At 73.5% G+C, this 11,737-nt stretch carries 12 protein-coding genes; 7 read left to right on the top strand and 5 right to left on the bottom strand.

From position 1 onward, the window contains the following. Positions 1–3: 3 nt before the first annotated feature. The gene (locus H9652_RS09420) at positions 4–234 is read right to left on the bottom strand and encodes a DUF5703 family protein (RefSeq protein ID WP_138824585.1); all 231 of its coding nucleotides are present in this window, start codon (positions 232–234) and stop codon (positions 4–6) included. A 110-nt stretch (positions 235–344) separates the two neighbouring features. Between H9652_RS09420 and H9652_RS09415 the strand changes: the two genes are divergently transcribed. Next, positions 345–683: a primosomal protein gene (locus H9652_RS09415; RefSeq protein ID WP_191795999.1), complete on the top strand. Its 339-nt coding sequence runs from the start codon at positions 345–347 to the stop codon at positions 681–683. Between the two features lie 18 nt (positions 684–701). Here the strand turns inward: H9652_RS09415 and H9652_RS09410 are convergent, their stop codons facing one another. Continuing rightward, on the bottom strand, positions 702–1,673 hold the full coding sequence (locus tag H9652_RS09410; protein WP_191795998.1) for an aldo/keto reductase: 972 nt from the start codon (positions 1,671–1,673) through the stop codon (positions 702–704). A gap of 221 nt (positions 1,674–1,894) precedes the next feature. On the opposite strand from H9652_RS09410, the gene H9652_RS09405 reads away from it, so the two are divergent. Then, positions 1,895–2,755: an undecaprenyl-diphosphate phosphatase gene (locus tag H9652_RS09405; RefSeq protein WP_191795997.1), complete on the top strand. Its 861-nt coding sequence runs from the start codon at positions 1,895–1,897 to the stop codon at positions 2,753–2,755. 35 nt (positions 2,756–2,790) lie between these two features. Here H9652_RS09405 and H9652_RS09400 read toward each other — a convergent pair whose 3' ends face one another. Beyond that, entirely contained in the window at positions 2,791–3,888 is a 1,098-nt protein-coding gene (locus H9652_RS09400; RefSeq protein WP_191795996.1) for a CorA family divalent cation transporter, read from the bottom strand. Positions 3,889–4,018: 130 nt separating this feature from the next. Here H9652_RS09400 and mshC point away from each other — a divergent pair, with 130 nt between their 5' ends. After that, positions 4,019–5,293: a cysteine--1-D-myo-inosityl 2-amino-2-deoxy-alpha-D-glucopyranoside ligase gene (gene mshC, locus H9652_RS09395; protein WP_138824581.1), complete on the top strand. Its 1,275-nt coding sequence runs from the start codon at positions 4,019–4,021 to the stop codon at positions 5,291–5,293. A 126-nt stretch (positions 5,294–5,419) separates the two neighbouring features. Here mshC and H9652_RS09390 read toward each other — a convergent pair whose 3' ends face one another. Beyond that, on the bottom strand, positions 5,420–6,328 hold the full coding sequence (locus tag H9652_RS09390) for a PAC2 family protein (protein ID WP_138824580.1): 909 nt from the start codon (positions 6,326–6,328) through the stop codon (positions 5,420–5,422). Between the two features lie 395 nt (positions 6,329–6,723). On the opposite strand from H9652_RS09390, the gene H9652_RS09385 reads away from it, so the two are divergent. Together H9652_RS09385 and H9652_RS09380 are read left to right on the top strand one after the other, a co-directional pair. Further along, a complete protein-coding gene (locus H9652_RS09385; protein WP_191795995.1) occupies positions 6,724–7,494 on the top strand; it encodes a hypothetical protein in 771 nt (256 codons plus the stop codon). Between the two features lie 79 nt (positions 7,495–7,573). After that, the gene (locus H9652_RS09380; RefSeq protein ID WP_225227994.1) at positions 7,574–8,305 is read left to right on the top strand and encodes an HAD family hydrolase; all 732 of its coding nucleotides are present in this window, start codon (positions 7,574–7,576) and stop codon (positions 8,303–8,305) included. Positions 8,306–8,353: 48 nt separating this feature from the next. Here the strand turns inward: H9652_RS09380 and H9652_RS09375 are convergent, their stop codons facing one another. Beyond that, complete coding sequence (locus H9652_RS09375; protein WP_191795993.1) at positions 8,354–9,337, bottom strand: RecB family exonuclease; 984 nt, start codon at positions 9,335–9,337, stop codon at positions 8,354–8,356. A gap of 85 nt (positions 9,338–9,422) precedes the next feature. On the opposite strand from H9652_RS09375, the gene H9652_RS09370 reads away from it, so the two are divergent. Both H9652_RS09370 and H9652_RS09365 read left to right on the top strand, forming a co-directional pair. Then, a complete protein-coding gene (locus H9652_RS09370) occupies positions 9,423–10,592 on the top strand; it encodes a site-2 protease family protein (RefSeq protein WP_191795992.1) in 1,170 nt (389 codons plus the stop codon). Between the two features lie 95 nt (positions 10,593–10,687). Then, the coding region (locus H9652_RS09365; protein WP_225228008.1) for a tRNA (adenine-N1)-methyltransferase at positions 10,688–11,737 on the top strand (1,050 nt) is incomplete at its 3' end.

The following is an 11,737-nucleotide window of genomic DNA, read 5'->3' as shown; positions in this document are numbered from 1 at the left end:
GCCTCAGAGCGTCGAGCGCACCCGCATGATCTTGCGGCGCAGCCACACGCGCCGCTCGCCGCCCACGTACAGCCGGGTGCGGTCGAGCTCCCAGCGTCCGTACTCGGCCTCGTCCGTCAGGAGGCGGACGGCGTCGTGGCGACTCACGGACCTGTCGATCGTGAGCACCCGGTACTCGTACTGGCTGCTGGGCTCGGTGCGGGCCACGCGCTGCGGGGGAGGAGTGCTTGCCATGTTCCACCGTCCTCGGGTCGGTCGTGAGCGGGGAGCCGTGAGCCGTACCTCACTCTCCCGCGCCGGGATTCCGAGTGCCATTGTGCCTCGGGCAGGGCTACCGTCAGGGTATGACCGCTGACCCGCGCGCCGCGCTCGACCGATTCATCGCGGCCCTCGAGGCCCACTACAACGCTGTCGCCGCGCGCCGGGGCGAGGACGATCCCGCGGTCGACGACGCCTACTACGTCCTCGCGGACGCCTACGAGGTCTACGACGAGGCGCTCGCGCAGGTCCACGGCGAGGCCACACCGTTCTACCTCGCGGAGGACGACGACGAGGACGACGAGGACTCGGACGACGAGGACGACGACGAGCGGGACGACGACGAGCGGGACGGCGGCTCGGACGACGACCGGCTCGACGAGGAGTTCGACGAGGTCGACCTCCACGACGGCGTCAGCCGCTGACCTCCCGCAGGGGTAGCGCTACCAACGCTCGGGGTAGCCGAACGAGAGGGCGCTGACGTCGTCGAGCGCGTGGTGGACGGCGTCGGGCAGCTCGAGGTCGCTCGCCGCGAGCGAGGCCCGCAGCTGCGACGGGGTCCGGGCGCCGACGATCGCGCTCGAGACCCCCGGCCGCTCCAGGAGCCAGGCCAGCGCCACGTCGAGCGGTGCGCGCCCCAGGCCGTTCGCGGCCGTCACGACGGCCTCGACGATGCCCGACGACGGGCCGTCCAGGTAGGGCTGGACGAACCCGGCCAGGTGCGAGGACGCCCCGCGCGAGTCCGCGGGCAGCGAGCTGCGGTACTTGCCCGTGAGCACGCCCCGACCCAGCGGTGACCACGCGAGGACCCCGAAGCCCATCTCGGTGGCGGCGGGCACGACGTCGCGCTCGATCCCGCGCTGCAGCAGCGAGTACTCGAGCTCCACCGCACTGAGCCCGACGTCGCCGCGCGCGTCGAGCGTCGCGGCCGCCCGCGCGGCGGCCCACCCGGGGTGGTTGGACAGACCCACGTAGCGGGCGCGCCCGGTCGTCACGGCAAGTCGCAGGGCCGAGAGCGTCTCGTCGAAGGGGGTCCGAGGGTCCGGGGTGTGCACCAGGAAGAGGTCGACGTGGTCGGTCCCGAGGCGCGCGAGCGAGGCGTCGAGCGAGTCGAGGAGCGCGCCGCGGGACGCGTCGACGGTGTTGCCGTCGGCGGTCGTGCGGATCCCGGCCTTGGTGCACAGCAGCACGTCCTTGCGGTCGACCTTGCCCGCGGCGAGGAGCGAGCCGATCATCGACTCGCTCGCGCCGCCGCCGTAGGAGGCCGCGGTGTCCACCAGGTTGCCGCCGGCGTCGACGAAGTCCCGGAGCTGCTCCGCCGCGTCGATCTCGTCGGTGTCCCGACCCCACGCCATGGTCCCGAGACCCAGCGGCGAGACGCGAAGGCCGGTGCGGCCGAGCTGACGAAGTTCCATGCGCGGCAGGTTACCGGCGAAGAGGGCGCGATGCCCGGAGACGTGGCGTGGTCGGGAGGGTGAGGTCCGTCGCTCTGGCCCGCGCGGGCGGGTCCCCAGGTGTCCGGCGGGCGTCCTGCGCGGGGCCGTGTGGTGTCCGCCGGGCGACGCCCAGGTGACGCTTTCCCCGATCCGGCCTGTCCGGCCGGGCCTGGGCTCGTGGCGCCGGTATCGTGCCCTTCGTGAATGCGTGGGATGCCGTCCTTCTCGGCCTCGTCCAGGGCCTGACCGAGTTCTTGCCCGTCTCCTCGAGCGCGCACCTGCGCATCGTGGGTGAGCTGATCGGTTCGTCGGACCCGGGGGCGGCCTTCACGGCGATCACCCAGATCGGTACCGAGACCGCGGTCCTGCTGTACTTCCGGCGGGACATCGCGACGATCTGTCGCGCCTGGTGGCGAGCGGTGCGCGGCGAGAACGGCACCGACTGGCGCGCCCGGATGGGCAAGGGCGACCACCACGCCGCCATGGCCTGGTTCATCGCCCTGGGCTCGATCCCGATCGTGGTCCTCGGCCTGCTGTTCCAGGACGCGATCGAGGCCTCGCTGCGCAACCTGTACATCACGGCGTTCATGCTCGCCGCGTTCGCGCTGCTGCTCGGGCTCGCGGACCGGGTCGGGGCCAAGAAGAGGACGCTCGACGAGCTGACCCCGCGCCAGGCCGTCGGGTTCGGGCTGGCGCAGGCGCTCGCCCTGGTCCCCGGCGTCTCCCGGTCCGGCGGGACCATCACCGCGGGCCTGCTCATGGGCTTCACGCGGGAGGCTGCCGCGCGCTACTCGTTCCTGCTCGCGATCCCCGCGGTCCTCGGCTCGGGGTTCTACCAGCTCGCGAAGTCGGTCGCGTCGGGCCCCGTGCCCGGCTCGCCCGGCTTCGGGGCGACCCTGATCGCGACGCTCGTGGCGTTCGTCGTCGGGTACCTCGTGATCATCGCGTTCCTGAAGATCGTCTCGACGTTCAGCTACACGCCGTTCGTGATCTACCGGCTGGTACTCGCGGGCGTCGTGATCCTGCTGCTCACGTTCGGCGTCCTGCAGCCGCTCGCCTGACCCGCGCCGCCCGCCGCCGAGGGGGCGGGCGCCCGCTACATCCAGCCGACCTTCTTGAACGCCCCGTAGAGCCCGAAGCAGCCGACCACCATGATCGCGAGCGCCATCGGGTAGCCGAGCGACCAGTGCAGCTCGGGGATGTGGTCGAAGTTCATGCCGTAGATGCCGCCGACGATCGTGGGGAACACGAGGATCGCGGCCCAGGCGCTGATCTTGCGCATGTCCTCGTTCTGGCGCACCGAGACCTGTGACAGGTGCACCGAGAGCATGTCGGACAGCAGGTCGTCGTGCGCGTCGAGGTGGCGGTCGATGCGCTCGACCGTCGAGACCAGGCGGTCCATGAGTCGCTTGTCGAACGTGATGCGCGACCGGGCGCTGCCCGACACGAGCTCGGGCAGCTCGGCCGTGATGGGCAGCAGGGCCCGCCGGGCCTCGGTGATCTCGCGCTTGAGGTCGTAGATGGGCAGGACGGGGTCGGTGTGCCGCCGGGGTTCGAACACGATCTTCTCGACCTCGGCGACCGCGTCGCCCAGGGCCAGCTCGACGTCGGAGGCCGTCGCCACGAGCGCGAACAGGGCCTCGCCCGCCAGGTGCTGGACGCCCTTGCCGCGCCCGTGCGACGGGCCGGTCAGGTGCTCGCGCATCCGGTCGTGGACGCCCCCGGAACCCTTCTCGACCGTCACGACGACGTCCGGTCCGACGAGGATGCAGAAGCTGCCCGTGCTGACCTGCCGGTCGTCCTCGGAGAAGGCCAGGGTCGGGGTCACGACCAGCAGCCAGTCCATGCCGATGTGCTCGACGTGCGCCAAGGGGTGCTTGACGTGCCGCACGTGCACGGGCAGGTGCCCTCGCCCCCACTGCGTGCTCAGGCCCACTCCGAGGGCCTCTGCGGCCTCCACGAAGTCGTCGAGCGTGCGGACCTCGTACCAGCGCGCCCCGGTCTCCTGGTCGGCCGTTCCCGGAGCGCCGGAGTCCGCGAGGCCGGTCGTCCCCGGGCGCCCGTCGACCGGTCGCACGCGCCCGTCGGCCCCCTCGACCCACAGCTCCTTGTAGCGCGTCGGCGCCGTGCGCGGCTTCTCGTGGGCGTCCGGCTCGGAGGATCGGGGGTCGGGGGGACGTGTGGGTTCGGTCACCCCTGCATTCTTGCCCGACGCCGCAGGCACGCCACCCAGGACGGGCTCGCGGCGCCGTCGGGCGGGCTGGGGGGGCCCACGCGCGACGACCGTCGAGGAGGCCGGGGCCGTTCGCGGCTAAGGTTGTCGCGTGCACAGCTGGCCCATGCCTCAGATCCCGTCCCTGCCCGGTCGAGGACTCCCGATCCGGGTGCACGACAGCACCACCGGGGAGCTCGTCGTCGCCGCGGAGGGGGACACCGCGACCATGTACGTCTGCGGGATCACCCCGTACGACGCGACCCACATCGGGCACGCCGCGACCTACGTCGCGTTCGACCTCCTGGGCCGCGCCTGGCGCGACTCCGGGCACGACGTCACCTACGCGTCCAACGTGACCGACGTCGACGACCCGCTGCTCGAGCGCGCGACCGCGACAGGCGTCGACTGGTGGGACCTCGCCGTCGAGCAGACCGCCCTGCTCGCCGAGGACATGACCGCGCTCGGCGTCGTGCCCCCGGACGTGTACCGCGGCGCGGTCGAGGCGATCCCCGACGTCGTGCAGGCCGTCGAGGCCCTCATCGAGGACGGGTTCGCGTACCGCGTACCCGTCGAGCCCGGAGCAGGCGGCGACACCCCGGAGCTCGGCGACGTGTACGCCGACCTCAGCGCCGACGCGCGCTTCGGCGCCGTGTCGCGGTTCAGCCGCGAGGACATGCTGCGCCTGTTCGGCGAGCGCGGTGGAGACCCCGAGCGCGACGGCAAGAAGGACCCGCTCGACCCGCTGCTGTGGCGTCGCGAGCGCACGGGCGAGCCCACCTGGGACGGCGCGAGCCTCGGCACCGGGCGCCCCGGCTGGCACATCGAGTGCGCCGTCATCGCGCGCGACGGCCTGGGCCTGCCCTTCGACATCCAGGGCGGGGGAGCGGACCTGCTCTTCCCCCACCACGAGATGTCGACCTCGCACGACCGCCTGCTCGACCACGGGTTCGGGGCGCGCAACCACGTCCACGCGGGCCTCGTCGCCTACCAGGGCGAGAAGATGAGCAAGTCGCGCGGAAACCTCGTGTTCGTCTCGCGGCTGCGCGCCACGGGCGTCGACCCCATGGCCATCCGCCTGGCCCTGCTCGCCCACCACTACCGCTCCGAGTGGGAGTGGACCGACGCCGACCTCCCCGCTGCCGTCGAGCGCCTCGAGCGGTGGCGCTCCGCGGTCTCGGGCAACGGCGGCCCCGACGCCGACGCGACCCTCGCGGCGGTGCGCGCGGCGCTCGCGGACGACCTCGACGCCCCCACCGCGCTCGCCGCGGTCGACGCGTGGGCCGACGTCTCGCTCGCCGACGGGCGCGACACCTCTGCCGACACCGAGGGCGCGCCCGGCGTGATCTCGCGCGCGGTCAACGCGCTGCTCGGCGTGCGGCTCTAGTCCAGGCGCTCCGCCGCCCTCCGCTCGACCGCCCGCGCACGACGACGGCCCGCGGCCCCCTCTGGGAGGGGGGCGCGGGCCGTTCGACGTGCAGGGCCGGGGCCGGCAGGGTCGGGCCCGCGATACTCAGGCGAGCGGGCCGCCCGTGCCGTCGTCCCGGCGCTTGAGGTAGCGCTCGAACTCGCGCGCGATGGCCTCACCGCTCGCCTCGGGCAGCTCGGCCGTGTCCTTCGCCTCCTCGAGCTGGTGGACGTACTCCGCGATCTCCTCGTCCTCGGCCGCGAGCTCGTCGACGCCCGCCTGCCACGCCTCGGCCTCCTCCGGGAGGTCGCCCAGAGGGATCGGGTCGGACAGCAGCTCCTCGACCCGGGACAGGATCGCGATCGTCGCCTTGGGCGACGGCGGGTTCGCGACGTAGTGCGGCACCGCCGCCCACAACGACACGGACTGCATGCCCCGCTCCGCGGCGGCGTGCTGGAGGACGCCCACGATCCCCGTCGGCCCCTCGTAGGAGTTGGGCTCGACGTCGAGGACCGCGCGCAGCCCCGCGCTCTCCGACGTCGCGGTCATGGGGATGGGCCGCGTGTGGGGGACGTCGGCGAGCAGCGCGCCCAACGTCACGACCGTGGTCACGCCCTCACGCTCCGCGAGGTCCAGCAGCTCGCGGCAGTACCGGCGCCAGCGCATCGAGGGCTCGATGCCATGGACCAGCAGGACACGGCGCCCGCTGCCGGGGACGGTCGCGGACACGATCGTCGTCGCAGGCCACGTGATCTCGCGGCGGCCGTTCTCGTCGGTGCCGACGACCGGGCGGATGACCTGGAAGTCGTGGTACTCCTCGGGGTCCAGCTCCGCGAGGTCCTGGGCGTCCCAGAGGTCGTGCAGGTGCAGGAGCGCCGCGGTCGCGGCACTGCCTGCGTCGTTCCATCCCTCGAAAGCGGCGAGCATGACCGTCTGGCGGTGCTCGGCCGGCTCGGCCGGGAGTGTCGGCTCGGGCAGGTCGGCCGGGTCGAGCGGTTCCCTGGTCTCGTTCATCGTCCCAGCCTAGGCTGCCGCGCCGCTGGTCATCGCGCGGGGCGAGAACGCCGACGAGTCCGCCGCCTCCTGCGAGCGGTCGCCGCCGCCGTCGGCCCCGGTGCGACGACGACGCGGGCAGTGTCAGGTGCTCGGGAGACGGCCCGGTGTATCAGGCTGCTCGGTGCATCCTTCCCTAGTGAGCGAAGGGTCCGGGTGGGCGAGCCGTGCGCCGAGCGCGAGGACGATCGCTGCGCGGTCCGACCGGCGGGGAAGTGGGTGCCACGATGGCGGACAGGGCTGGCGGTCCACGGGTTGCCGGGCGACGCCGCGCACGCGGCCCCCGCACCGAGGGCGAGGACGAAGCTGACGGTGGCGTCGGGTCTCAGGGTCTCTCTCGCTGGTGGGACAAGCCGGTGTCACGCATCGGCGCCGCTCTGGCGCTCGTCGCCGCGGTGCTCGGGCTGGTGGCGGCCTGGCCTCAGACGTGGTGGCCGCGCCAGGTGCCCGCGTTGGCCGTGAACGTCGTCGCCGACCAGGGGGCGGCGTTGTGGGTCGCGAACGAGCCGCCCGTGATGCCCACGAGCCTGCCGTCCGCCGACGGACCGGCCGGATGTGGTTCCGCAGCCCGGCACGAATGGGCGAAGGGCGCGGGAGCTGCGCCGTTCGTGATCTCCTCGGTGACCGCGTTCCTCACGGCGCTGCGCACGGAGACCACGGTGGTCCTCACGGGAGCGACTCCAGAGGTCAGGCCGCTGTCGGGCGAGTTCGACACCGGCATCCTCCTGTGCCCGGACGAGGAGTGGTTCGCCGTCGGCGGGGGAGAGACGTACCAACGCGTCCTGTCTCTCGACGTCAGCGCGGCAACTCCGACCGTCGAGATCTGGGACCCGGAGTCCGGTGCGAGCGTCGATCGACTGTCTCTGTACCTGACCAGCGGGGAGGCCGCAGAGCTGGTCCTGTCCGCCAAGGCGGAGACCGTCGACGGTGTCGGGCAGGGGTGGGAGTGGGCGGTGAACCTGCACGTCATCGTGAACGGCGAGGAGGAGGTCCTCAGGATCCCCGACGAGGGGTACTTCAAGGTCGCGGTCCTCAGCGAAGAGGGCGAGCTCTGGACCGACGCCGCGCTGCCGCACACCTGCAGCCTGGAGGATGCCGACGCGGACGTCGGAGACGGGTGGTGCTGACGCGCCGGTGGGAGTGCGCTCGTGCCAGCTAGGGTGGCAGGACGGCCACGAACCGTTTCCCCGAAGCATGGAGTACTCGTTGAACCCCCTGGAATCACCCGATCTCGCACGCCCCGACACCGCCTCCCGTGAGGCGCTGGTCCTGCCGCAGGCCGTCCTGTGGGACATGGACGGCACCCTCGTCGACACCGAGCCCTACTGGATCGCCGCCGAGCACGAGCTCGTCGAGGCCCACGGGGGCACGTGGTCCCACGAGCAGGCGATGCAGATGGTGGGCAACGCGCTGCCCGAGTCGGCGCGCGTCCTGCAGGCCGCCGGGGTCGACCTGGCGTCGGAGCAGATCATCGACTTCCTCATCTCACGCGTGATCGAGCAGGTACGGGTCGAGGTCCCGTGGCAGCCGGGGGCTCTGGCGCTGCTCGCCGAGCTGAGCGAGCACGGCGTGCCGTGCGCGCTCGTGACGATGTCCTACCGCGCCCTGGCCGAGCCGGTCGTCGAGCTGGCGCCGCCCGGGTCGTTCGTGACGCTCGTGTGCGGTGACGACGTCACGCACGGCAAGCCGCACCCCGAGCCGTACCTGCTCGCCGCCGAGCGCTTGGGCGTGGACGTGACGCGCTGCGTCGCGATCGAGGACTCGCCCACGGGTATCGCCTCGGCCCGGGCGGCGGGGGCGGCGACGCTGGGCGTCGAGGCGGTCGTGCCCGTCCCGGTGCTGCCCGGGCTCAGCCGGACGCCGTCGCTGGCCCGCCTGGACGTCGACGGGCTCGCGCGCATCCTCGCGGGCGACGTGATCGACCTGTTCCAGGACTGACGCCGAGGCGCGGAGGACGCGGGGGCCGGGCCGACCGGGCGACGCGTCCTACGACGCCACGGCCTCCGGCGCAATGCCGAGGGCGAGCTCGACCGCGCCCTCGGGGATCTCCGGAGGCGTCCCGCCGAACTGCGGGCACACGGCCTGGTGCGCGCACCACCCGCACAGCGGGGTCCGGCGCGGGGTCCACTGCCCGGTGCGCGCGGCCTGCGTGATGGTCGACCAGAGCGTGCGCACCTGCTCCTCGACCGCGAGGAGGTCCGCCTCCTGCGGCTCGGCGCGCAGCACCTGGCCGTCGCCCAGGTAGACGAGCTGGAGCATCTTGGGGATCTCTCCCCGCTCGCGCCACAGCACGAGGCCGTAGAAGCGCATCTGGAACAGGGCAGACCCCTGGTACTGCGGGCGGGGAGACTTGCCCGTCTTGTAGTCCACGACCCGCACCGCCCCGGTCGGGGCGACGTCGAGCCGGTCCACGATGCCGCGCAGCAGCGGGCCGTCCTCGAGCTGGGTCTCGACGAACATCTCGCGCTCGGCAGGCTCGAGGCGGTTGGGGTCCTCGAGCGTGAAGTACGTGCCCAGGAGGTTCCCCGCGCCGTCGAGCCAGGCCTGCACCCCGCCGTCGGCCCCCGCGCCACCGGCGAACAGCTCCGCGTACCGCGGCTCGGCCTCCTGCAGCCGCTCCCACTCGCCGGGCAGCATGGCCTGCGCGGCCGCGAGGGTGCGCTCGCCCAGCGGGGCGTCGTACAGGCGCTCGAGCACCGAGTGGACCAGGGTGCCGCGCGCGGCGGCCGAGCTGGGGGGCTCGGGCAGCTTGTCGATCACCCGGAAGCGGAAGAGCAGAGGGCACTGCATGAAGTCGTTGGCGCGCGACGGCGAGAGGGCGGGCCGGCGGCGCTCGCGGGGCGCGTGGCCCAGGAGCTCGGCGGTCTCGACGGACTCGAGCGGCTCCGCGGCGTCGGCGGGCCCACCGGGGACGGCAGGTCCGTCGGGCGGGGTGCCGGAGCCGGCGAGGTCGGGGGCGAGGGACGTCATGCCTCGAGCCTACGTGTCGACTCCCACACGCCCACCACGCTCCACAGCCCAGGTCCGGCCAAGGTGCCCGACATAGGGTGTCGACGTGGAGACCACCCCGGCACCGGCACGTCGCGCCCCCCGAGACCCGCAGCTCACGAAGGGCTGGACCATCGGTCGGGTGTCGGGTGCCCCCGTCATCCTGACCCCGTCCTGGTTCCTGGCCGCGGCCGTGCTGACGTTCCTGTTCGTCCCCACCGTGCGCAGCTTCGCGCCGCACCTCGGCAGCAGCGAGGTCTACCTGGTCTCCTTCGTCTTCGTGCTGCTGCTGTTCGTCTCGGTGTTCCTGCACGAGGTCGCGCACGCCGTGGTCGCGAAGGCTCGGGGGCACCAGGTCACGGAGCTCGCCGTGACGCTGTGGGGCGGCCACACCGCGTACTCGGGTGCGTCGAAGCGCCCGCTCGACGGCATCCTCGTCTCGGTCGTCGGCCCGCTCACGAACCTTCTCCTCGCAGCCGTGTGCTGGCTCGTCTTCCAGGTGCAGCCGACCATGACGATCCCCGCCCTGCTGCTGTACGCGGCGGCGTTCTCGAACGCGTTCGTGGGGATCTTCAACCTTCTGCCCGGCCTGCCGCTCGACGGCGGCCAGATCCTCGAGTCCGCGGTCTGGGCCGCGACGGGTTCCCGGACCACGGGCACGATCGTCGCGGGCTGGGTCGGGCGCGTCGTGGCCGTCGGGGTCGTGCTCTGGGCGCTCGCGTGGCCGCCGCTCAACGGGTATCAGGTGTCCTTGTTCACGGTCGCGTGGGCTGCGCTGATCGGCGCCTTCCTGTGGTCGGGTGCCGGGGCGGCGATCAAGAACGGCCGCACGCGCGCGGCCGTCGCGGACCTGTCGGTCGCGGCGCTCGCGTACCCGGCCGTCGCGGTGCCCGTGACCAGCACGGTGGCCGACGCCGTCGCGTCGGCCCAACGTGCCGGCGCCGGCCACGTCGTGCTCGTCGAGACGGACGGCCACCCCGTGGCCTTCGCGGACCCCGCGGCCGTCGCCGCGGTGCCGCCGGCGCAGGCGCCGCTGACCCCGGTCGGGGCGGTCGCCGTCGGGCTGCCTCCCACCGCGTGGGTCGACGTGCACCTGCGCGGCCAGGCCATGCTCGACGCCGTCGCCGCGGTGACCCGTGACGCACCGGTGATCGTCGTGACCGACGGCGGTCGCGTCGTCGGGCTCCTGGACGTCACCCGGGTCGTCGCGGCGCTCAAGGGGACCCGCGGGCGCTGACCCGTCACCGGGCCGCGTCCGAGGGCGGGGCAGCCCGTCCCGCCCGACTAGGATGGTCGCCCGTGACCCACGACCCCGCGCACGACGCCTCCGCCCTGCCCGTCCCGGCCGACGACGCCGCCACGCAGGCCCCCACGCCGACCGGCGCCGACGTGCGCCGCGGACCGCTGCGCCTGGGGGACAAGGTCCAGCTCACCGACCCGCGCGGGCGCCTGCACACCATCACGCTCGCGACGGGCGCCACGTTCCACACGCACCGCGGCTACCTCGCGCACGAGGACCTCGTGGGGCTGCCCGAGGGGTCGGTCGTGCGCAACACCGCGGGCATCGAGTACCTCGCGCTGCGCCCGCTGCTCGCCGACTACGTGCTCTCGATGCCGCGCGGCGCGGCCGTGGTCTACCCCAAGGACGCGGGCCAGATCGTCGCGATGGCCGACATCTACCCCGGTGCGCGCGTCGTCGAGGCGGGCGTGGGCTCGGGCGCGCTGACCATGTCGCTGCTGCGCGCCGTCGGCGACCAGGGCACGGTCCACTCGATCGAGCGCCGTGAGGACTTCGCGGCGATCGCGCGCGGGAACGTCGAGCTGTTCTTCGGCGGGGAGCACCCCGCGTGGGAGCTGTCCGTCGGCGACCTGTCCGACGTCCTGCCGCAGGTCGCGGAGAAGGGCTCGATCGACCGCGTCGTGCTCGACATGCTCGCGCCGTGGGAGAACCTCGACGCCGTGGCCGACGCGCTCGCACCCGGTGGGGTCCTCATCTGCTACGTCGCGACCGCCACCCAGCTCTCGCGCCTGGCCGAGGACCTGCGTTCCGACGGCCGGTACGCCGAGCCGTCGGCGTGGGAGTCGCTCGTGCGCGGCTGGCACCTCGAGGGGCTCGCGGTCCGCCCGCAGCACCGCATGGTCGGGCACACGGGCTTCCTGCTCACGGCGCGCCGCCTCGCGGACGGCACGGTCGCGCCCCTGCGCAAGCGTCGCCCTGCGAAGGGGTCCTACCCGGTGGCCGAGGAGTGGACGCCCGAGGACCTGGGCGAGCGGTCGGTCTCCGACAAGCGCGTGCGCCGCGTGCGCCGCGACGTCGGCCAGGGCCCCCAGCTCGACCCGCGCACGGGCCAGCCGCTCGAGCCGGTAGCCCCCCCCGGCGGC

The sequence above is a fragment of the Oerskovia rustica genome, from assembly GCF_014836555.1.
GTDB lineage: Bacteria > Actinomycetota > Actinomycetes > Actinomycetales > Cellulomonadaceae > Oerskovia > Oerskovia rustica.
The sequence above is the reverse complement of the archived record's forward strand: the minus strand, read 5'-3'. Positions and strand labels throughout refer to the sequence as shown.

Excerpts from the sequence above, each read along its gene's own strand:
- H9652_RS09390 (WP_138824580.1), bottom strand. The coding sequence starts at position 6,328 with ATGAACGAGACCAGGGAACCGCTCGACCCGGCCGACCTGCCCGAGCCG.
- H9652_RS09420 (WP_138824585.1), bottom strand. The coding sequence starts at position 234 with ATGGCAAGCACTCCTCCCCCGCAGCGCGTGGCCCGCACCGAGCCCAGC.
- H9652_RS09410 (WP_191795998.1), bottom strand. The coding sequence starts at position 1,673 with ATGGAACTTCGTCAGCTCGGCCGCACCGGCCTTCGCGTCTCGCCGCTG.
- H9652_RS09375 (WP_191795993.1), bottom strand. The coding sequence starts at position 9,337 with ATGACGTCCCTCGCCCCCGACCTCGCCGGCTCCGGCACCCCGCCCGAC.
- H9652_RS09415 (WP_191795999.1), top strand. The coding sequence starts at position 345 with ATGACCGCTGACCCGCGCGCCGCGCTCGACCGATTCATCGCGGCCCTC.